Source organism: Sphingomonas sp. Leaf30, assembly GCF_001422525.1.
Classification (GTDB): domain Bacteria; phylum Pseudomonadota; class Alphaproteobacteria; order Sphingomonadales; family Sphingomonadaceae; genus Sphingomonas; species Sphingomonas aerolata.
The window spans coordinates 276,463-298,540 of sequence record NZ_LMKZ01000016.1 but is presented as its reverse complement, the minus strand read 5'-3'; the positions used below and the strand labels follow the sequence as shown (position 1 = coordinate 298,540).

Here is a 22,078-nt window from a genome sequence, read left to right as displayed (position 1 = left end):
GCATCGCAGGCAAGGTCGTATCAAGGGCGTGCCGCGTACAGCGCGTGATGCGTGAGGATGTACAGCGTCCGTCTGTCCTCCCCGCCGAACAGCAACTGGAGCGGCCGATCGGGCACATCGATCCGGCCGATCTCGCGACCAGCGGCGTCGTACACGAACACGTGTCCGTTCGCGACGTAGACGCGACCGTCGGAACCGGTCGCCACGCTTTCTCCGCCCCGTGGTGCAAAGGGCTTGAGGTCGCGCACTGCTCCGCCCGGCCCGAGCAGCCCGGTGTAAGTGCGGTTCTCCGACGCGTTGGCGATATGGATGCGATCGCCGACGCGACCGGTCACCCAGCCATAGGTGTCGAGCGAGTCGGAGAAACGCCAGCCGAGCTGGTTGGCCGGGCCCTGCTGCCAAACGCGATAGGCGGGCAGGACGAGGCTTCCATTCGGGGAGACATATTCGCGCGGTTTGGGCACCGCCACGTCGCGCGCAAACATTTCCGCCAGCGTCGTGAAGTGGTCGCGCGTCGGATCATATTGGTCGCGGAACTCGCCGTTGTTCCAGACGCTGCCGGGCAGCGCCACCCGCGCCTGCGACCGGCCGGTCACTGCGGTTGGCACGATCGTGCGTACCGCGTTCGGCTTGTCGGGATCGATCGCGTAGACCGTGCCTTCCGGTCCGTCGGATGAGAGCACCATCAGCGTGCCCGACGCGTCCACCGCCAGGTTCACGGCATCAAGCGGCGCATCGGCAATCACCGACAGCCGTTCGCTCTCGCTCCAGCGATGGATGCGCTGATGGTGTCGGTCGATGAAGTAGAGCTTGCCGCCCGCATCTACTGCGCCGCCGCCGATCGAGTAGAAGCCGTCGGCCAATTCGCTGACGGGTGCGATCGATGACGTCGCCGGGGTCGCGGTCGTCGCATCGGTAATGTCGAGCACGGCGAACTCCCGTTCGCGTACGTCGCCGCCGCGCGTGACGTCGGTGATCGCGTTGGCATAGGGGAACTTGCTCGCGCGCAGATAAGTGCCACAGCCGGCCGCATCGCAGGTCGCAAAGCCGCTTTCCGCATTTACGTGGACGTTCCGGAAGCGAATGTCGGTCGAACCGTAAAGCTTTACCGCCGCCGATGCGGGCTGGATCGAGCGCGTGACGCGGTAGCCGTGGAAGTTGGCGAACAGGATGTTGCGCGCGTTGCGCACTTCCAGTGCGATCGCGTTGCGGCTTTCGCCCGCCTCCTCCTCCGTCTGCGGTGCGAAGAACTGCCAGTTCCGGACGCGATCCAGTACGATCTCCGCGCGGACGTGATGCTCGGCAGACATTTCGTAGACGTAGCCGGGCGTGCTGGTGTCGGAAACGTAGAGTCCGGCATTTGCGTAGGTGTTGGGCGTCCACAGCCCGTTGAACGTGCCGCCGCCGCCGTCGGTGACCCACAGGCTGGCGAACTGGCCGTCCCAGCGTTTTCTGACATCGGCGTCGGCGGTGTGGTTGGCGTTGTACGGCTCGAAACGGCTGCCGTCGGCAAGCGTGGTGCCGTGCCCGCCCTGGAACTTCACGTCATCGACCAGCGAGCGTTCCCCCGCACGCCACAGCATGGCGGTCGCGCGCGGATTGATGCCGCCGGTGGACAGCCCGAAGCCGCTGACGATCGCGTCGCCGCCCTTCGCGCTCTCGATCATCGCCTTAGGCGAACCAACGCCGCGATAGTCGGGCAGGTCGTCAGGGAGGCCGATCTGCGTCATGCCGGGATGCAGCCCGATCAGCACGCTGTCAGGCCGTAGCTTCAACGTATTGGTGACGCGGTAGAAGCCGGCGGGGAAGTAGAGCACCCGGTGCCGGTCGATCGCCCGCTGGATCGCGGAGGTGTCGTCGGCGCTGTTGTCGCCCTTCACGCCCAGCGTACGCACGTCGACCCAGGCGGACACGGGCGGTAGTGCGCGGATTGCCGGGTCGCGCCGCTTCGGCAGCCTGGCGATCGCCGCCGCGGTGATGCGTGTCTGGTACGTGCCCGGCTGGTTGAGCCCGGCGACCGTCAGGCCGTAAGTGAACTCCGCCACGCGGTACCGTTGGCCGCGTCCTTCCACCGTGCGTCCGCTATCGCGGAAGCGGGCGAACACGGGCGTGTTGGTGGCCAGCGCGTTGGCGAAGCCGATTTGCGTGAGAACGGAGTTTTCGTTGCTGATGACAACGCCGGCCTCCGAAACATTCTCGAACCGCACATCGCTGCCCCATAGCGATTCGCCGTAACCGCGATCGATGTCGATCCCGACCGGTGTGTTGCGGATCACGGTGTTTACGAGGGTAAGGCGCGCCTCATGCTCACGGATCGCGGCATCGCGCTGTCCGTCGAAGGTAGCGTCGAGCAGGGTGTATTGCCAGGCGGGGGAGGTCTTCTCCGCGAGGATCCCGTAGCGGCCGCCGAAGAAGCGCAAGTTCATGCCGATGTTGCCGACCTGGTATATGCCTGCGAGCGCGGAGCCGAGGCGAAAGTCGATGTGGGCAAGGTAGGTGTGCTGCGCGGTGTGCTGGCGCACGCCGGTCGCGGCCGGATTTCCCTCGCCGATCTCGAAGTCGACATTGGAGAGCGCGGAGTAGAAGGTCCCCGAATTGGCGTCGGCGATGCTGGCATCGAACGGCACGCTGGTGGGAGGCGGAACCGGAACGACCGGCGCGCCCTTGATCGGGTTACCCCAATTGTCGAGCGTGGTGCCGCGCGGGTTATTGCCGGCAAAGAACACCATGCTGCCGACGCCCTGCTGAAAACCGGGGGTCTTCGGCGCCAGCAGCAGCACGGGCCGCGTACGCCCGACCCCGAACAGGCGCACGCCCGGCCAGATGTACAGAGTGCGCGTGATGCGGTGCCGTCCCGCGGGGAGGAAGACGATTCCGCCACCCGGCTTCGCTGCGGCAGCGTCGAGCGCCTGCTGGATCGCCGTGCTGTCGTCGGTTTGGCCGTCGCCGGTTGCCTTGACCGTGATCGCCCGCGGATCGTTCGGTGCCGACTCGAACGCCGACGACGAGCGGACAGGCTGGGCTGTGCCGGGGGTGCCGAGGAGCAGGACGGCGACCACAACACCGCCCCGGATCGTACTTGCCACGTTGCCCATCACTCGTTCCCATTCATCGCACGTAACGACCCTCTTAGCATGGTGCCTTGACCGTGCGACTGCGACAAAGGTCGCGATGGTCACCGCGCGCGGCAGCTTGCACTACCTCGCCGGAACGAGGGCCGAGCCCTGCGATTAGGGCGAAAGCCAGGAAGAAGGACGTGCTACCCCTGTCAATCCCCGCTGCCCTGCCGCGCTGCGCCATCGTCGTCATGGGAGTGAGCGGCTGTGGCAAGTCGACCCTGATGCAGGATCTCGCGGCGCACCTCGCCTGCGCTGCGTTCGAGGGAGACGACTTTCACGGCGCGGCCAACGTGGCGAAGATGCGGGCGGGCCACCCGCTCGACGATTTGGACCGCTGGCCGTGGCTTGACCGGCTCGGCGCAGCGATCGGCGCTGCGGTACGCGACGACGGGCAGGCGGTCGCCGCCTGTTCGGCGTTGAAGCGCAGCTACCGGAGCCGGCTGGAGCATGCCGCGGGCGTGCCGCTGCTGTTCGTGCTGCTCGACGGCGGGCGCGAGGAAATCGCCGGGCGGCTTGCCCGCCGCACGTGCCATTATATGCCCGCAAGCCTCCTCGACAGCCAGTTCGACGCGCTCGAAAGTCCCGGTCCGGACGAGCGCGCGCTGATACTGCCCAGTTCCTGGTCGGTCGAGAAACTGCGCGATGCGGTGCTGCACCGGGCGCGTAGCGACGTCGCTGCCTAGGGCATCAGCCGCTTGCGCCTCTGCCACAGGTGCCAAAGCATCGCCAGCGCCGTGCCGTCACCGCCCTGCGTTCTGATCGCGTCGACGATCGCGTCGTGTTCATCGGTCATCGCCTCGATCACGTGGGGTGGACGCGTGCGGGAAATGTCAACGCCGGCGCGCAGGATATGTATCACCCTGTCCTGCAACTGATCGAAGATCGCGACGAAGGCGTCATTGCCGGTTGCCTCCAGGATCGCACGATGGAGCAGCCAGTCCTCGTCATGCGCAGGCGCTCTGGACAGAAGCGCGCGGCGTAGCGCCGCCATGCGCTCCTCGATCAACGCAAGGTCATCAGTCGAGCGGCGCTACGCCGCCAGCCGCGCGCCCTCGGCTTGCACCAAGAACCGCACTTCGTAGGTGCCGAGCATCGCCGCCGGCCCGTCGAGCGGCATATAGGCACCGAGCCGTTCGGAGGGCGGCGCGTCACGTAGGAGCCTGCACCACAGCGCGCTTCCCGTGATGCCATCGGCGGCGAGCCGCACCAGCGCTCCGCGCACGATGGTGCGCAACATGCCGAACGTTTTCGCCAGCCGCGCCTTCGACGGCAGCCGGTCGCCTTTCGCCGGGCGAAAGATTCGCTTGCGTGATCATTCTGACAATAGCCGTATAGGCGCGATCCGCCAGCCTTTCCCCCTTCACGACCGCTCGTCCGCGGACGTCGCATCGAGACTGAACCCGGTCATATGATGTAACTGAGCCGGCGACCATGACGAGACCGGCGACCGAGATGACCGTTTCGAGCAGCGACCAAGTGCGGAACGTATCGGCGGTGCTGGTGCCCATATCTCCCTTAACCAGCCAAAACCCCGGATCGTTGACGTGGCTGAAGAACACCGATCCCGCACCGATCGCTAGCACGACCAACTCGGGGGGAGGGCTCCGACGCGGCAACGACGCCGGGCATAACGCCGACCGCCGTAATGGTCGCGACCGTTGCCGAGCCGGCGGCAAGCGGGATGCCAACGGCGACAAGCCAACCGAGCAGCATGGGCGAGATCGAGTCCATCATCACAACACGCGCGAGCAGGTTGGAGAGGCCTGCGCTGACCAGCACCTGCCTCAGCGCACCGCCTGCGCCGATCGCCAGCAGAATCGCGCCAGCTGCCCCCATCGTCTCGTGCCAGATCGACTCCTGAGTCGCGGCCTCGCTGATGTGCCGTCCAAACAGCAGGGTCAGCGCGAGCAGGTTGGTGATCAGCAGCGCGAGCGCCGGGTTTGCCACCGCGGCGAGGACAACCGAGCCTTCCAGACCTGGTATCAGCTTGCCCAACTTGCCCGAGGCGATCAGCACGATCGGCAGCAGGACGATGAACAGCGCGCGGCTATGCGACGGGGCGACCAGATCCGTCACCGGATCACTCAGCACCGGTTCTGTCAGACGTATGCCGGGCGCTACAACCCGGGCCAGCACCGGTCCGGCGAGCACCGCGATCGGAATTGCGATCAGCACACCGTACAACATGGAGACCGAGATTCGCGCCCAGCGCCTCGACCGCAAGCAGCGGACCGGGGTGCGGCGGGACGAGCGCGTGTACGACTCCAAGGCTGGCGAGCGCCGGCATGATTAGCGCAGCTTTGCAGCGGCTCGCGCGGCGGGCGTGCTGCCGCTGGTCATTTCCTTCGCGGCGGCGACCACGATCGGCAGCAGCAATACCAACCCGGTTTCAAAGAAAAGCGGCGGGCCGATGACGATCGCGATGCCGAGCGTCGCCCATGGTGCTGCGCGCGGGCCCGTGATGCGGAGCGCGCTGCTTGCCAGCGCGACCGCCACGCCCGACAGGTGGAGCATCGCACTAAGCGACAGGCCGAGCGCGACGACCAGACCGGTGCGGCCGACGATGTCGCCGACACCCTTTTGAACCGCCTTCGTAGTGTCCGCGAGCGGCATCGCGGCGAACAACCCGACGGCGAAAGCGCCGCAAAGCAGTCCTATGAAAGGGTGCAAACGACCGCGCACGATCATCACGATCGCGAGTGCGATACCGGAAATCGCCGCCGCCACCAGTTGCAGATCACTGCCGCCGGTCACCAAGCGCGCCCACAGATGCTCAGCTTTGACACCACTATGCTCCCCCTGGGACACTTGCTGCGCTCTCGTGGCCCAAGTTGTCCAACAGGTCTTGAGAATACACGTGAAAAAAGGCTTGAATATGCCTGTCGTAGCTGGACATACTAGAATCTGTCCAACCGATTCCGGATCAACCGGAGCGTAGTGGACGCCCCCGTCGGCACATACGACGGCACGTCAGGTTTTGAACGACGAGGGAGGATGGGATGATGGGTACCAGTCAGGGAGCAATGGCAGCGCTCGCGGCAACGATGTTGCCAGCGTGTGACGACGGTATGTCGGTGCAGCTGACGCCGAAGCAGGTGAAGGTGCTGCGGGGCGTCCGTTCTGGACAGGCTAACAAGCAGATCGCCTATGACCTCGGCATCGCGGAAGCGACGGTGAAGGCGCACATGACGGCGCTGATGCGCAAGCTGAACGTGCACAACCGCACACAGGTGGCGATCGCGGCGGAATCGTTGATGCTCCGCGGCGCCTGATTTTCCCTACAGCGGTCGTAGCCGCCCATCATATTACGGAGCACTCCCATGAAGGCGTCCGGCCTGCTGTTGATCGCGCTTGTTCTCGCGCCCGTTCCTGCCTTGGCACAATCGACCTCGGTCTTTCTGACCGCTCCCGACGATCCCCGCGCCGTGACGGTAAAGGGCATCGGCGACGGGCGCGCGGACGATACTGCTGCGATCCAGCAGGCAATCGATGCCGTCGCCGCAGACCGGCAGCGGGGGGGAGGCGGCGTCGTCTTTCTACCCTCGGGTCGCTACCGGATTTCGCGAACCGTGTTTCTGCGTTCCGGGGTGCGGATGTTCGGTGTCGGACCGACCCGCCCCGTGCTCATTCTCGCGGACAACACGCCTGGCTTTGCCAAGGGCATTGGTGCGATGCTGAGCTTCACGGGCGAGGACCAGTACCGCGCCGGCAAGCCGCCCGTGCCGCCACCCACCAGCGTGCCCTTCAGCGACACGACCTTCGACGCGACCTCCACCACCTTCTATTCGGCGCTGGCGAACGTCGATTTCGAGATCGGCGACGGGAATGCAGGCGCGGTTGCGGTTCGCTTCCGGGTCGCGCAGCATGGTTTCCTGCGCCACGTCGACTTCCGCCTCGGTTCGGGCTTCGCCGGGATCTACCAGGCGGGAAACGAGGCGGACAACCTGCGCTTCTTTGGCGGTCGCTACGGGATCGTGACCGAGAAGACGTCACCCGCGTGGCAATTCACCTTGATCGATTCGGAGTTCTCCGGCCAGCGCGACGCCGCGATCCGCGAGCATGAAGTTGATTTGACGCTGGTCAACGTAACGATGCGCGACACCCCGGTCGGGATCGAGATCGACCGCGGCTATTCCGATTCGTTGTGGGGCAAGAACGTCCGGTTCGAGAACGTCAGCCGTGCCGGCGTCGTCATCTCCAGCGAACAGAGCGCCTTCACCCAGATCGGCTTCGAAAATGCGGTCGGCGTGAACACGCCGGTGTTCGCACAATTTCGTGAGAGCGGCCGAACGATTTCCGGCAAGGGCGCCGGTTGGCGACTCAGCGACTTCTCCCATGGGCTAAAGGTGTCCCGCATAGGCGAAATGGGCAAGATCGCGACCGACATCACCATGACTCCGCTGGCAGCGCCGCCCCCGCCGATCGCGCCGGCGCTCCCCCTGCTGCCGCCCGTCAGCGAATGGGCGAATGCCCGCACGCTTGGTGCGAAGGGCGACGACCAGACCGATGACACCGCCGCGCTCCAGCGTGCGGTCAATGCGCACCGCGTCGTCTATTTGCCGACCGGCCGATACCGCATCACTGACACGCTGAAACTCAGGCCGGACAGCGTGTTGATCTCGCTGCATCCGAACCAGACCCAGCTCTACCTCCCGGATAACACGCCGCGTTTTGCCGGGGTCGGCGGGGCCAAGGCGATGGTCGAGAGTGCAAAAGGCGGCGACGCAATTGTCTATGGCCTTGGGCTTTACGCCGGGGGCGTGAACCCGCGCGCCTCCAACATCATCTGGCGCGCTGGCGAGCGATCGATGATCAACGACGTTCGAATCCATGGGCCGGTTGTCTACACCAATGGCAAAGCCCATGGCGGCGGGATCGATCCCGAGGCGCGCTGGGACGGGCAACAGGCCAGCATCTCGGTCACTGACGGCGGCGGCGGCACCTTCGCTGCGATCTGGACCCCGAACGGGCTTGCCTCCACCGGCTTCGCCGTGACCGACACCAAGACTCCGGGGCACGTCTACGAGCTCTCGGCGGAGCATCACTTCAAGAACGAGATCGTGCTGCGCAACGTCGAGAATTGGGAGTTCCTGGCGCCGCAGACCGAGCAGGAGGTGCGCGACGGCGTGTACGCGGTCTCCACCGAGTTCCACAATAGCCGCAACATCCTGTTCGCCAACTATCACGGGTATCGCGTTACGCGTACCGCAAAGCCGATGGATACCGCCGTGCGGCTGGTCAATTCGGGCGACATCCGCTTCCGCAACGTCCATGTGAACGCCGAGAGCGCCTATGCGCATTGCGACACCGAAGGGTGCGGCACCTACGTTCGCGCAAGCAAGTATCCGTTCGAAAACGCCATAAAGGACATGACGTCCGGTCAGGAAGTTCGTGAGCGCGAGTTCGCGAAGCTGGACGTGCCCGCCGGCAGCGCGCGCCCGGCGACGGTCACGGGTGTTCCGGTGACGCCCGGCGTGACGAAGCTGGCCGATGGCTTTTACTCGATCGCGGGCGGTGCGGTCGATACGCAAGGCAAGCTCTACTTCATTGACCGGTTCCATCAGCGCATCCACGGTTGGTCGACGTCAGAAGGGCTCACCACCGTCAGCCAGGCGACGCTCGATCCGGTGAACCTGACGGTCGACCGGTCGGGCCGCCTACTCGTGCTGTCGGGCGCCGGGCGCGACGGCACGGTCTACAGCATCGACCCCAAGGCGCCCGACGACGTTCGCACCATCGCCGCCACCGCACCCCGCGCTGGCAGCGCGGTCGCGCTCCCGGTTAACGTCTGGGCAAACGGCGAGTTCGCTGATCGCATCGATCAGAAGACCTACGAATACCCGCGGCTCTCCAGCTTCTTCACCAGTAAGATGGGCGAACCGAAGCGTCAGGCCTATGTCTCGCCCGACGGCTCGGTTGCGATCCCCGCGTTCCGGGTGTGGAACCAGGGTCCAGACGATCACCAGGGCTGGCGCTGGTCCGACACGCTCGACAGCTACGGCCTTGTGACCGCGCACGCGGGCGAGCGCGTTTACCTGACCAACGCGTCGGAGAACCTGACGTACAGCGGCCAGGTGGCGGCAAGCGGAGCGCTTGGCGACCTGCGCATCGTTGCTCCGCGCGGTGGCGAGAGCGTGGCGCGCGGTTCCACGGGCAACCTCTATGTCGCGAATGGGCAGGTGTGGGTCTATGACGCGAACGGCCGGGAAGTGCGGCGCATCGACATTCCCGAGCGGCCGCTACAGGTGCTGATCGGCGGCCCGGACCAGCGCACGCTGTTCATCCTGACCCATCACGCGCTCTACTCGGTTGGCATCTGAGTGGACCGGGCGATGGCTGCCAGCGAACGGCGTGCGGAGGCGGTGACAGGAGCGGTCGTGTGCTTTAGGAAGCGGTTACGCATATGTCAGAAGTTTTTCCGCTCCAGAGTTAGCCGCGGATCGTTGCAGAGGCCGCATGCGGGGCCGGTGAATCGCGCTCCGGCGGCCTTTGTCCCCTTCAGCTTCCAGTCGAGCCATGTCGTCACGACTTCGGCGCCAACGCCGCCATGCGGTTGCATGTAGGTGCCGCCATGACCGACCGGGATGTTCACCATTGCCGCGGGAATGTTCCCCAATCGCCGGTAGTCATCGGTGCCGTTGGGATAGGCAATGTCGGTCGGGCCGCCCAGGATATAAAGGACCGAGCCGTGCAGCGTCTTTAGCAGCGCCTTATCCGATACCACCCCTCTCAACGGGTTGGTCCCCTCGGGGAAAAAGCCGCTGTTCATGATGACCGATGTCGTGACGCGCAGGTCCTGCGCGGCGTTCAGCGCCTGTAGGCCGCCGCAGCTCCAGCCTGACACTGCGATCCTGTCGGTCGCAATCCGGCCCTCAAACGGGCTGCCGGCGCGGCGGTTCTCACGCTGTGCCCAGTCGATCGCGTCGGTGAGCAGGCGAGTTTCAGTTTCGGTCGTCAGCTTCGCACCGGGCTGCGGCGGGGTAGGGACCGCAGGCCGGGCGCCGAGCAGGATCGTACCAGAGGCTATTACCAGATATCCATGTGACGCGATCTCGAGCAGATGGTTGCGCGAACTGGTGCCGTCGGAGCTGCATCCGCCATTGCCGAACACGTAGATGGGCAGCCCGTCCGAGCGCGCCGGTGCAAGATCGGTCGGGCGATAGACGACGTGGTTCGGAAGGTCGTCCCGCGCTTCGAATATCGCCGGATAGGGGCCGCTGCCGCGTTCTACTTCCTGGCTATGGACGATCGAACCGATCGATACCCCTGCAAACGCGAGCAAAAAAGGCACAACACGCATACGATATTCTCCCGACCTTTCGCACATCTTGTATGAGTATTGACGCGGTGGATAGCCGCTTTTACGCTTTGCTTCAGACACGCCCGAAACGAGGCAGCGATAGGAGAGCAGGATATGGCCGGACCGCTAATCGACCGTCGACGTGCATTGATTGCATCGGTGGCGTCAGGCTTCGGACTGGCCCTGCCTATGGCGCAGGCACAAAGCATTGGCACCTTGTCGCGCAGATCTACGCGGGACGGCACGACGCCGCGCAGCGCAATTGCCAAGACGCGATATGGTCCTGTGCGCGGCTATGTCGCTGGCGACGTTTTCACCTTCAAGGGCATTCCTTATGGGCAGGACACCGGCGGCGAAAACCGTTGGTTGCCCGCCAAGCCACCGCAGCCGTGGACCGAGCCGTACAATGCGCTCGTCTATGGCGCGAACAGCCCGCAAACGACGCATAGTTTCCGCGCGGTCGAGCATACGTTCCTGCAGCAATGGGACGACGGCTTCCAGGGCGAGGACATGCTGAAGCTGAACGTCTGGACGCCATCGCTTAGCGGCAATCGCCCGGTGATGGTGTATTTCCATGGCGGCGGCTTCGCTTTCGGATCGTCGTACGAGTTGGCCTCGCACGACGGTGCGCAGATGGCACGGCATCACGACGTGGTGCAGGTGTCGATCAACCATCGGCTAAACGTGCTGGGATTTCTCGATCTCGTCGAGGTGGGTGGATCGGCCTATGAAGAGTCGGTTAATGTCAGCATGACCGATTGCATCGCTGCGTTGCGCTGGGTGCAGGAAAACATTGCTGCATTCGGCGGGGACCCGGACACGGTGATGATCTATGGCCAGTCGGGCGGCGGGTCGAAGGTCACTACACTGCTCGGCATGAAATCGGGCAAGGGGCTGATCCACCGGGCCGCGGCGCAGTCGGGTGGCGGCGGCGCGTTACCGACGGCGGAGCAGTCGCTGGAATATTCGCGGCGACTGGTGAAGCACCTCGGTATCGCGCCAAACGACATCGCTGCGTTGCAGAAAGTGGCATGGGCTGACCTTTCCGCCGCAAGCAGCACCGTGGCCGGTGAAATCAACGAGCCGATGGTGCGTAGCTTGGGCGGGCCGCCGGCAACACCGCGGGTGGGCTGGGGGCCGACGCTCGACGGCAAGGTCATCGAAGTCCGGTCGTTCGCCGATGTCGCGCCCGAGGTCTCGCGCAATGTGCCCATGCTGATCGGCAATACCAGTGAGGAGGGTATGCGATGGGGCTCGAACCCCAGCGAAGCCGAGTGGCGCAAGGACCTGACCGGGCAACTCGGCGCTGCCAAGGCCGACGCACTGATTGCATCAATGAGAAAAGCCCACCCGGAAAAGGCGGTTCGCACACTGTCCTATGGGGTGCAGAGCATCGCCTATCGCAATCGGGTTCAGGATATGGTGCGCCTCAAACACGTGCAGGGCGGCGCCCAGGTCTATCAATATCTGTTCCAGTGGCAGTCGCCACAGCTCGATGGATTGGCGGGAGCGTGGCATACTGCCGACCTCGCCTTTTGCTTCGACAACACCGCGCGCTGTGAACAGGGCACCGGCAATACCCCCGAGGCGCAGCGATTGGCGCGAACCATGGCGGGGGCCTGGGCGACCTTCGCGCGAACGGGCAATCCGAGCCAGCCGGGGCTGAAGTGGAGCCCTAGCGACCCGGTCCGTTGCCAGACGATGGTGTTTGACGACCAATGCCGAATGGTCGACGATCCCGAAGGGGGGTCCCGGAGAATATTGTTAAGCGCGTGAAGCTCAAACCCTGTTTTTCGTGGGGTTGGAGTGCCTGCTCCACTGGCGATCATTGCCGCATTTTGTAGCATGGATGAGCGGCGGGTTCCGAGAAGCGGGAGCGTCCGTCTGAATGTCGCCTATTGGGTCAGAGCGCAATGTGGGCGATGCGCCCGAGACTAAAGGGCCAGGCAAGTCACCTAGGAGCTCATCTCGGAATTATCATACCACCAAGCTGAGCAGCAGCGTGAACAAAAGCCCGAAAACTCCGACCAGCGTTTCCATCGCCGACCAGGATCGGAACGTCTCGGCCAGGCTCAGGCCGAAATATTCCTTGAACATCCAGAAGCCCGAGTCATTGACGTGGCTGAACATCAGGCTGCCCGAGCCGATCGCGAGCACCATCAGGTTGGGATCGACGCCGTGCGCGGCGATCAGCGGCTGGACGATGCCGGCCGCGGTCAGGCCGGCGACCGTGGCGGACCCCAGCGCCACCCGGATCACCATCGCGAGGCCCCAGCCCAGTACCAGCGGCGGCAGGCTCAGTCCGCTCAACCAGCCGGCCAGTGCGACGTCCGCGCCACCATCGACGAACACCTGCTTCAGCGCACCCGCGCCGGCGACGATCAGCAGGATGCCGGCGATGTCCTTCACTGCCTCTCCACTGCCCGTCGACAGCCGCGTCAGCGACGTGCCCCGCGCGACGCCGAGGATCAGCATCGCGGCCAGCACGGAGATCAGCATCGTCACCACCGGGTTGCCGCCGAACGCGACCCAGCCCGTTGCAACCGGCGGGAGCGCGGGCAGCGTCATCAGGACGGTTGCGCCTGCGAGCAGCACGACCGGCAACAGCGCGATCGCGAAGCTGGCGGTCGCGTTCGGCAGTTTCACGACGACCTCCGGCGTATCGGCGGAGGGGCGGGGATGCGCCGTCATGCCGCGCAGGCTGCGGGCGAACAGCGGTCCGGCGATCAGCAGCGTCGGTATCCCGACCGCGAGGCCATAGATCAGCGTCAACCCGATATCCGCGCCGAACATCCCCACCAGTGCGGTCGGCGAGGGATGCGGCGGTAGGAAGCCGTGCGCGATCGACAGTCCGGACAGCATCGGCACGGCGAGATACACGGTCGGCATGCCCGAACGGCGTGCGACCGACAGGATCAGCGGCACCATAAGGACGAAGCCGACATTGTAGAAAAGGGGTATGCCGACGATGAACCCCGCCAGCGCGAGCGCCAGCGTGATCGGCCCGCGCCCGACAGCATGGATCAACGTATCGGCGATGCGCTGCGCGGCGCCGCTGTCCGCGACGATCCTGCCGAACATCGCGCCGAGGCACAGGATTGCGGTCAGCGACCCTAGCATGTCGGCGATTCCGCGGGTCAGCGATCCTGCAACGCGGTCGAGCGGCAGGCCGAGCAGCATCGCCGCCGCCAGTGCCGCGATCAGGAACGCGACGAACGGGTGCAGCTTTACCACCGAGATGAGCAGCACGAGCAGGCCAACGGCAAGCGCCACCGCGAGGATGGTCATGGCGTGTCTCCTGCACGGGCAAAGGGGTTTTCTGCTGGCTCGGGCGACCGTCGCGGTCCTACGGCAGCGGGGGCGGGGCTCTCGTCGACGAGCGCGTACGCGACGATGTCTTCGGCGCCGTAAGCCAGATACTGGTCGTGCGACCATCGCAGGTCGCCGGCGCGCGCGAACTTCCGGGGACCATAGCGGCAGCGGACCGCGACTGCCGCATCATCGGCTACCGGACATCGTCCCCCGTTCCAGGGGTGCCAGGAGTCCGCGATGCCGGCGTCGTCAATGGCCATCCTCCATCCCGCGCGATCGTCGTTGGGCGCTTGTCGGGGCCGACGTGCCGTAAATCAACTCAGCCGAGATACCGTCCGGCCCAGCCCAAGCCGGCGACAGTCGCCGTCGCGGGCGCATATTCGCACCCGATCCATCCCGTGTAGCCGAGCGTGTCGATCTGTTCGAGGAGCCACGGAAAGTTCAGTTCGCCGGTTCCTGGCTCGTGCCGCCCCGGATTGTCGGCGATCTGAATATGGCCGATGCGCGGCAGCAGGCGCTCGATCGCGCGGGCCACGTCGCCCTCCATGATCTGCATGTGATACACGTCGTAGAGTAATTTGACGTTGTCGCGACCCACTGCGTCCATCACGTCCAGAACGGCGGCCGTGGTGTCGTAGAAATAGGTCGGGATATCGATCCGCGTGTTGATCGGCTCGAGCACCAGCGTGATACCGTCGCCCGCGACCATGTCGGCGGCGATCCGGACGTTGTTGATCAGGGTGCGGGTCCAGACCTCCCGGTCCGCGCCGGGGGCGATCTTGCCCGCCATGACGTGGAGTGTCCGGCATCCGGTCGCGCGCGCATAGGCCAGCGCCGTATCGATGCTCTGGCGGAACTCCTCGACGCGTGCCGGGTCGGCCGCGATGCCGCGCTCGCCAGCTGCCCAGTTACCCGGCGGCAGGTTGAACAATGCTACCATCAGGCCGTGTCGCAGAGCAGCTGCCGCCACCGCCTCGGCGGGCTCGCCATAGGGCGACACGCATTCGATCGCCTTGAAACCGGCCTTGGCGGCGGCGGCGAACCGGTCGAGGAACGGCAGGTCGGTGAACAACATGGTCAGGTTGGCGGCGAGGCGGGTCATGCGTGGTCCTCCGATGGCAGCACGAGCACCGCCCTGAAATCATTGACGTTGGTACAGGTGGGGCCGGTGACGAGCAGATCGCCGATCGTCGCGAACAGCGTGCCGCTGTCATGCGCGGCCAGATACGTGTGGGCATCGAGACCGATCGCTGCGCACCGGTCTATCGTATCGGGGGCGATCAGCGCGCCGGCGGCCTTGCTGGCGCCATCCTCGCCGTCGGTGTCGCCTGCCAGCGCCCAGACGCCGGGCAGTCCCTCGATCGAACACGCCAGTGCGAGCGCGAATTCGGTATTGCGTCCGCCTCGCCCAGGGGTCTTTCCCGCCAGCGTCACGGTGGTCTCGCCGCCGGACAACAGGACGGTCGGCGTGGGTACCCCGCGGCGTACGAGCGCGGCCATTTCCTGGCCCAGCGCCTGGCTTTCACCCTCCAGGTCATCGCCGAGCAGGATGGGATGAAGACCCAGCGCTCGGGCAGCGTCCGCGGCTGCGTCGAGGGCGGCAGCCGGCGTTCCGATCAGGCAGGCATCATGGTCGCCGCTGGAGAGTATGGCTCGCTCCACAGTGAGCAGCCGGGCGGAAACCGCCGCCGGAAGCTGGTCGCCGAGCAATGCCACGACATGCCGCAGGTCCATGTCGGCGGTGGGATCGGGGATCGACGGACCCGATGCGATCGCCGCCATGTCGTCGCCGGGAATATCGCTGATCCCGAGCGTCACGACGCGGGCCGGATGTGCCGCGGCCAGCAGCTTGCCGCCCTTGATCGCGGACAGGCGGCGGCGAACGACGTTCATGGTGCGGATGTCGAGCCCGGAGGCGAGCAGTAGGCGGCTGACCTTCTGCTTGTCCGCCAGCGTGATGCCCGGTGCCGGCAGCGCCATGACCGACGATCCACCGCCCGATATCAGCACGAGCACTAGATCCTCAGGCCGCAGCCCGGCGACCGCTGCGAGGATTTCGCGCGCGGCGGCCTCGCTGGCGGTATCGGGTACCGGGTGCGCCGCCTCGCGTACCATGATGCGTCCGGCGGGCATGCCGTAGCCGTACGGCACGACGACGATGCCCGACAGGTCGACGTCGGGCCAGGCCGCATCGACCGCCGCCGCCATCGACGCGGCCGCCTTGCCTGCCCCGACGACGATGCAACGTCCCTGCGGTTTTCGTGGCAGATGTTGCGCCAGCACGCGCGCGGGGTCCGCACTCGCCACCGCCACGTCGAAGAGATGGCGCAGCGCGTCGCGAGCGGTCTGGTCGGTCCACGGGCTCAGCTTGGCGATCGGTTCCGCCATCACGCCAGATCCACCGCGACGACTTCGTGTATCTTGATCTGCGGCACCTCGACGATCAGGCGATCGCCCTCCCGCCGGAACGTCGCGTCGCGTTCGGCTTCGAGCAGGCGCACGCGGCGCGAGGTGGCGCCGCGCGGCAATTGCAAGCTCACCTGATAGGGGCCGGCCGGCAGCACTTCGCGCATATAGCCACGCATCGCCATCGGGTTGGTCAGGTTGACGAGATGCGCCGCCAGCGAACCCCGTTGTCGCCAATAGCTGATGTCGAGCAGTCCGGGGCCCGTCACCGCCATCGGCTGCGGCCCATCCGCGGCCCAGACGACCGCGTTGCGCAACAGCGCGAGATGGTCACCGGTCGAGTTTTCCCAGAACGTCCGATCAAGATCGAACGGAAAATAGACGACCCGGCCTTTGCCGAACCGGCGCGCATACACCATCGGCTCGTCGGTCGTCCGCGTCGCGGTATAGACCTTCTCCATCGGCAGGTCGGGATAGCTCGGGACCAGCGTGAACGCGGCGGGCAGGCTGGCGCCGCTGGGCCGGACGTGCACGCGCTTGGTGCCGGCGATGATGCGCGGCGTATCGTCCAGTCCGACGGTCAGCGGACCCGGTCCTCGCACGGTCAGATAGCTGTTCTGGACGCGGCGATCGATCGTGCCGTCGAAGTCGCAGCCGAACAGGTCGGCGAGGCCGAAGTTCGCGCGGCGCTTGCCCCATTCGTCGTACAGCGCGGTTTCGTGAGTCGCGACGATCGCGCCGCCGCGCGCGACATAGCCGCGTAGCGCCGCGCATTGTGCTGTCGACAGCGCCGCGATGTTGGGCAGCACGATCACCTTGTACCGATCGATCGCCTCGGGCTCGAGCAGCCGTTCGTCGACGAACGCGAAGGGTACGCGCGCTTCCACCAGCGCCTGGTAAAAGCCGTTGGTAGCATCGTCGGAACTGCCGCGCAGCGACTGTGCGTCCTGCGGCCCACCCGAGCCGCCGTCGGCGCGCTGCACCTCCTCGACATAATAGGTGTTGGTCTGCGACGAATGCAGCATCGCGACCTGCGCGAGATTGTCGGTGTTGCGGAAATACGCCTCGTGGCGGGCATGCCAGGCATAGGATTCGGCCACTGCCGGCACCCAGCGCTTGTCGAACACCTCCGCCTTGAATTTGGTCATCCACGGCCGGAAGCCGTGCGCCAGCCCGTCGTGGAGGTAGGCCCGGATCTCGGTCGGCGCTTGCACCGAATCCATGAAGCGATAGGGGGTCGCCGTCTCGCCCACCGCGAAGATGCCGCTCATCGGCCGGTCGGGCATCAGGCAGGCGGTTTCCTTGGCGCTGCGTCCGTTCAGCCATGCCGGCGCGTTGCCGCTGCGCGCCTGGCGATCCGCAAACAACGCGCGCGCGGTGCGGCGCAGGCGACGCGGATCGAGCCGTCCCCAGGTTCCGGGCGTGAAGAACGCCTGCGGATTGACCGCGGTGACGGTCCGTCCCCACAGCGCCAGCTGCTCGTACCGGACCTCGTCGTCCCAGACGAGATAGGCGCGCACCACCGGGTCGCTCACGTCGCGGAGCGCGGTGGGAAGCGCGAAGCCGCTCGCCGCCTTGAATTTGGTCTTGCAGACGGCGCAGTGGCACAGCCCGGCGCCGCCCGCCCAGCGATTGCCGAACAGTCCGTCGACCGGATAGGTGCTGACGATCTCGCGCAGCACTTGCGGCATCCAGTCGAACGTGACCGGGCCATTGGGGCAGGTGAGATACAGATCGCGGTCGGTCGGATGGCGCTTGGGCTGGCCGGCGGCATCGCGCGCCACCCATTCGGGATGCGCGGCCAGCGCGTCGGCGCGCATCGCATGCGGATCGACGCGGCCGAGCACGCGGATGCCCATCGCCTTGCACGCGTGGACCAGATCGCCGAACATGTCGCCGGTGCCCAGATACGGGCTGCGATAATGATAGGGCACCTTGGTCGGGTAGAAGGCGGTAACCCCGCCCGCGCTCAGGCACACGCCCTGCGTGCTGGTGCGTTTGAGGAAATCGAGCCAGAAACCGATGTCGTAGCGACCGGGATCGTCCTCGGTCGCGCAGATCTGGACCCAGCGCATCGGGCCCCATTCCCATCCTTCGCCCGTCGCGGTCTTGGTCGCTTGTCCGAACGCGACTCCAGGGAGGGCCGCCCCGACGCCGAGCGCTGCCGCGCCGATCACGGTACGGCGGTCGATACCGTCCAGGCGCTCCGGCTGATTGCCGACCATTGCATCTCCTCCCATGGCGTATTCTTCTCTTGGATAATCTTTATTACCACGACATGCCGCGGCTCTTCAAGCCGGATTTGACCGACGACCAGCAGGGTAATCGAAATATGCAATTACAACGTTCTCAATTCGATGCCAACGTGGGGTAATACAATCTTGGCTATATATACTATCCAATTGAACTAATGGTCATCGCGCCTTAGGACCATGCGATCGATGCCAGAAGGCACAGTAGGAGAGGAGGACGAATGTTCCGCCAGTTAGTCACCCCGGTCGCTGATAATCTGGCGCTGTCGTTCCTGGCCGCCGCTCTGCCCATCGTGGTCGTGCTCGTACTCCTCGGGATCGTGCGGCGTCCCGCTTGGCAGGCGTCCATCGTCGGCGTCCTGGTCGCGTTGGTCCTGGCGGTGACGGTGTGGCGGTTGCCGGCGGGGTTGGCGCTGAACAGCATCTTCGCGGGCGCGACGTTCGCGGCGTGGCCGGTGATGTGGATCGTGCTCAACGCGCTGCTTCTATACAACATCGCGGTGGTCACCGGCAGTTTCGATGCGTTCCGTGCCTGGATGGTCCAGCATCTGCCCAACGATCGGCGGGTGGCGCTGGTCGTGGTCGGGTTCTCGTTCGGGTGCCTGCTGGAGGGCGTCGCCGGGTTCGGCACCCCGATCGCGATCACCAGCGCGCTTCTGGTCGCGCTCGGCTTTCCCGCGATCGAAGCGATCGTCTTCACCCTCATGTTCAACACCGCACCCGTCGCGTTCGGCGCGCTCGGCTCGCCGATCATCACGCTGGGGGCCGTGACGCAACTGAACGACGTCGCGCTCGGTGCGATGGTGGGCAGGCAGCTGCCGTTGATCGCCCTGTTTCTCCCCTTCTACGTGATCGCGGTCTATGGCGGCATGAAAGCACTCCGCGGCGTATGGCCGGTCCTGCTAGTGGCGGGTGGATCGTTTGCGGTGATGCAGTTCCTATCTGCGAATTTCCTCGGCTATGCGCTGACCGACGTCCTGTCATCGCTGTCGTCGCTGGTCTGCACTTTGGCGTTCGTGAAGGTCTGGCGGATCAAGCCCGATCCCGCGTTCGCGCTTCGCGGCCCCGTTACGGCATCGCCAGACACGGCATCCCCAGAAATGGCATCGAGCGCGACGCCCGCGCCCGCCGTTCCCGGCAACAGTCTGAAGGGCTGGCTGCCGTGGCTGGTGCTGTCGGTCACCGTCATCCTGTGGGTACACTTGAAGGTTAACCTGATCGGCGAAGTCAAGGCGGCGTGGCCGGGGCTGCACGAGGCGATCTTCATCACGACCTATGGCAAGCCCTATGCCGCGATCTGGTCGTTCCAGCCGCTGGCCACCGGCACCGCGATCCTGGTCGCCACGATCATCACCGCGCTGCTGCTTCGGTTGAGGCCTGCGCAGCTGCTGACGGCGATCCGGCAGACGCTCCGCCAAATCCGCTTGCCGCTCGCGACGACGATGACGATCGTCGGCCTCGCCTACCTCATGAACTATTCCGGCATGGCCTATACGCTGGGTGTCGGGGTCGCGTCGGTCGGACCGCTGTTTCCGTTCCTGTCCGCGTTCCTCGGCTGGCTGGCGGTGTTCCTGTCGGGCAGTGACACGTCGGGCAATGCCCTGTTCGGCAACCTTCAGGTCGTCGCCGCACGCCAGCTCGATCTGAACCCGGTGCTGATGGCAGCGACCAACGCGTCGGGCGGCGTGCTCGGCAAGATGATCTCGCCGCAGAACATCTCGACCGGCACCAGCACCACCGACTGTCGCGGACAGGAAGGCGCGATCCTGGCGCGCACCTTCAAGCACAGCGTGTTCCTGACGCTGGTGCTCGGGGTGATCGTCATGCTTCAACAATACGTCTTCCCCGGCATCATCCCGTCATGAGGCGCGGATGGCATTTGCTTGCGTCGGCGGTGACCGTGGCCACGCTGGCGGGGTGCGCGACTGACGGGGCCGATAGTACGTATCTCGGGCCCTTCATTGCCGCCGAGCACGCCGCCACCCCGTTCGATCCGATAACCGCGAGCCGGCCAACGGCGGATTTCGCCAGCGCTTACCGCATCCAACAACGGTACGTCCGCCACCGCCTCCGGGCAGGCGATACCGTGGCAGGATATAAGGGCGGCCTGATGTCGCACGCGTCGCTGAAGGCGCGGAACGTCGCCGAGCCGCTGGTGGCCGTCTTGTTCGGCTCGGGCCGGGCCGACGACGGCGCGACCATTTCGCTGTGCGGATACCGAAAGGCGTCGTTCGAACTGAAGCTGGGCTATCTGCTGCCTTCGTCCTCGGCAGACCGCAGCCGAGGCGTCATGGTTTTGCCGGTGATCGACTTGCCTGACATCGCCTACCGCGATCCCGATCACTACAACGCGATTGACATGGTGGCCGCGAACGTCTCGACGGCGCGCTACGTGCGCGGGGCGATGCGCGATGCCGATAGGGTCGACCTCGACGGTGTGCGTGTTTCGCTGACGCGCGATGGTCAGCCGATCGCGTCCGGGCTCAGCGCCGAGTCGCTCGGCGGCCAGCGGCGGAGCCTGGATACTGTCCTGACGCTCGCGCGAAGGACCGGACGCGATGCACGGCCAGGAGACCTTATCGTGACGGGCAAGATCGGCGATCGAGGCTGGCTGTTACCGGGGCGTTATTCAGCGAATTACGGCCCGCTCGGCATGGTCCGCTTCACCGTTGTTGCATGCGCCGTCCGACCGGCGGTAGCTTCCTGATCCTCCCCCGCAAGGGGGAGGTGGCGCCGCAGGCGTCGGGGGGCGGACACGGAACGCTGGGTGTCGCTTACCGTCCCCTCCCTTAGGCTGACGCCTGCCACCTCCCCCTGCCGGGGGAGGATCGTTCGCATGCCCGCTTCAGGCGTCGCGGCCGCGGGACCTTGGGGGGGCGACGATGTCACTGCGTGCCAGCCGGCGGATGCTGGCCTCCAGGCGACGTTCTGCATCGTAGATCTCGCGCTGGGTGCGCATCGCGGTTGTCATGTGCAGCCGGGACGCCTCGCGCGCGCCGGCGACGTCGCGTGCCATGATCGCGTCGTAGATCGCCTGATGCTCGTGCAGCTGCGAATCCTTCTGCCGGCGATGCTCGTACAGGTTCTTGCGGTTCAAATAGACGTTCGAGCGCAGGATGCCTTCGATGCTCCGCATGAAGTGCAGCATCATCAGGTTATGGCTGGCTTCGTAGATCGTGAAGTGGAACTCCGCATCGGTGCGGGCGATCTCGTCAACGTCTTGCGCCTCGTGTGCGACGACCATCGCCTCGAAACAGGCGCGGATGGCGTCGCGGTCGACATCCGATGCGCGCTCAGCGGCAAAGGCAGCGGCGGCGGCCTCGATCTCGGACCGGAGTTCGAGGCAGTCGATCCGTGCCTCGGGCGTGTCCATCAGTTGCGCGAGCGGATCGCGCAAGCTGCGGCCGATATCCTCGCTGACATGCGCCACGCCCTGGGCATTGGTAGTCAACAGGCCCACCGCGATCAGCTTGTCGAGCGCCTCGCGCAGCGACGGTCGGGACACGTCGAGTTTGGCGGACAGTTCGCGCTCCGACAGCAACCGCTCGCCGGGGCGAAGCGACCCTTCGAGGATCATCTGCTGGACGTGCTCGGCGATCGCGTCCGCGAGCTTTGCCGGCCTGATCGATGGTGCATTCATGAAAGGGGATCCGACATCATGCCATCATATAGCGTGCCCCGTGTCCGTC

The 22,078-nt window shown here is 65.7% G+C and carries 14 protein-coding genes and 3 pseudogenes; 6 read left to right on the top strand and 11 right to left on the bottom strand.

Annotation, left to right across the window (positions count from 1 at the left end):
- Positions 1–20: 20 nt before the first annotated feature.
- Positions 21–3,095: a glycosyl hydrolase family 28-related protein gene (locus ASE89_RS13095; protein ID WP_056678448.1), complete on the bottom strand. Its 3,075-nt coding sequence runs from the start codon at positions 3,093–3,095 to the stop codon at positions 21–23.
- 161 nt (positions 3,096–3,256) lie between these two features.
- On the opposite strand from ASE89_RS13095, the gene ASE89_RS13090 reads away from it, so the two are divergent.
- Positions 3,257–3,802, top strand: a complete 546-nt coding sequence (locus tag ASE89_RS13090) for a gluconokinase (protein ID WP_056678445.1) — start codon at positions 3,257–3,259, stop codon at positions 3,800–3,802.
- Here the strand turns inward: ASE89_RS13090 and ASE89_RS21605 are convergent.
- From ASE89_RS21605 to ASE89_RS21460, 4 genes and pseudogenes are all read right to left on the bottom strand, one after another.
- Positions 3,799–4,483, bottom strand: a pseudogene (locus tag ASE89_RS21605) (FadR/GntR family transcriptional regulator). The gene ASE89_RS13090 and the pseudogene ASE89_RS21605 overlap by 4 nt on opposite strands.
- Before the next feature lie 123 nt (positions 4,484–4,606).
- Positions 4,607–4,678: pseudogene (locus ASE89_RS21600) on the bottom strand (hypothetical protein); the annotation flags it as partial.
- Positions 4,679–4,787: 109 nt separating this feature from the next.
- A pseudogene (locus ASE89_RS21465) lies at positions 4,788–5,406 on the bottom strand (GntT/GntP/DsdX family permease); the annotation flags it as partial.
- Positions 5,407–5,408: 2 nt separating this feature from the next.
- The gene (locus ASE89_RS21460; RefSeq protein ID WP_269082966.1) at positions 5,409–5,873 is read right to left on the bottom strand and encodes a GntT/GntP/DsdX family permease; all 465 of its coding nucleotides are present in this window, start codon (positions 5,871–5,873) and stop codon (positions 5,409–5,411) included.
- 269 nt (positions 5,874–6,142) lie between these two features.
- Here ASE89_RS21460 and ASE89_RS13075 point away from each other — a divergent pair, with 269 nt between their 5' ends.
- A complete protein-coding gene (locus tag ASE89_RS13075) occupies positions 6,143–6,391 on the top strand; it encodes a helix-turn-helix domain-containing protein (protein ID WP_056678442.1) in 249 nt (82 codons plus the stop codon).
- A 48-nt stretch (positions 6,392–6,439) separates the two neighbouring features.
- Entirely contained in the window at positions 6,440–9,439 is a 3,000-nt protein-coding gene (locus tag ASE89_RS13070; RefSeq protein ID WP_056678440.1) for a glycosyl hydrolase family 28-related protein, read from the top strand.
- 86 nt (positions 9,440–9,525) lie between these two features.
- On the opposite strand, the gene ASE89_RS13065 is transcribed toward ASE89_RS13070, so the two are convergent.
- Positions 9,526–10,500 (bottom strand): hypothetical protein, encoded by a 975-nt coding sequence (locus ASE89_RS13065; protein ID WP_236701779.1) that lies wholly within the window; start codon positions 10,498–10,500, stop codon positions 9,526–9,528.
- A 33-nt stretch (positions 10,501–10,533) separates the two neighbouring features.
- Here ASE89_RS13065 and ASE89_RS13060 point away from each other — a divergent pair, with 33 nt between their 5' ends.
- Complete coding sequence (locus tag ASE89_RS13060; RefSeq protein ID WP_056678433.1) at positions 10,534–12,195, top strand: carboxylesterase/lipase family protein; 1,662 nt, start codon at positions 10,534–10,536, stop codon at positions 12,193–12,195.
- 201 nt (positions 12,196–12,396) lie between these two features.
- Here ASE89_RS13060 and ASE89_RS13055 read toward each other — a convergent pair whose 3' ends face one another.
- From ASE89_RS13055 to ASE89_RS13040, 4 genes are all read right to left on the bottom strand, one after another.
- Entirely contained in the window at positions 12,397–13,707 is a 1,311-nt protein-coding gene (locus tag ASE89_RS13055; protein ID WP_056678430.1) for a gluconate:H+ symporter, read from the bottom strand.
- A gap of 343 nt (positions 13,708–14,050) precedes the next feature.
- Positions 14,051–14,833 carry a 2-oxo-tetronate isomerase gene (otnI, locus tag ASE89_RS13050; protein WP_056678427.1) on the bottom strand — a complete coding sequence of 261 codons (783 nt, stop codon included), beginning with the start codon at positions 14,831–14,833 and terminating at the stop codon, positions 14,051–14,053.
- Positions 14,830–16,119 carry a glycerate kinase type-2 family protein gene (locus ASE89_RS13045; RefSeq protein WP_056678425.1) on the bottom strand — a complete coding sequence of 430 codons (1,290 nt, stop codon included), beginning with the start codon at positions 16,117–16,119 and terminating at the stop codon, positions 14,830–14,832. Before ASE89_RS13045 ends, otnI begins: the two co-directional genes overlap by 4 nt.
- Positions 16,119–18,362, bottom strand: coding sequence for an alpha-amylase family protein (locus ASE89_RS13040; RefSeq protein ID WP_056678421.1), 2,244 nt, complete (start codon positions 18,360–18,362; stop codon positions 16,119–16,121). Before ASE89_RS13040 ends, ASE89_RS13045 begins: the two co-directional genes overlap by 1 nt.
- 248 nt (positions 18,363–18,610) lie before the next feature.
- Here ASE89_RS13040 and ASE89_RS13035 point away from each other — a divergent pair, with 248 nt between their 5' ends.
- Together ASE89_RS13035 and ASE89_RS13030 are read left to right on the top strand one after the other, a co-directional pair.
- Complete coding sequence (locus ASE89_RS13035) at positions 18,611–20,254, top strand: L-lactate permease (RefSeq protein WP_056678418.1); 1,644 nt, start codon at positions 18,611–18,613, stop codon at positions 20,252–20,254.
- Between the two features lie 35 nt (positions 20,255–20,289).
- Positions 20,290–21,096 (top strand): 2-keto-4-pentenoate hydratase, encoded by an 807-nt coding sequence (locus tag ASE89_RS13030; RefSeq protein ID WP_156363486.1) that lies wholly within the window; start codon positions 20,290–20,292, stop codon positions 21,094–21,096.
- 138 nt (positions 21,097–21,234) lie between these two features.
- On the opposite strand, the gene ASE89_RS13025 is transcribed toward ASE89_RS13030, so the two are convergent.
- Positions 21,235–22,029, bottom strand: a complete 795-nt coding sequence (locus tag ASE89_RS13025; RefSeq protein WP_056678413.1) for an FCD domain-containing protein — start codon at positions 22,027–22,029, stop codon at positions 21,235–21,237.
- Between the last annotated feature and the right edge of the window lie 49 nt (positions 22,030–22,078).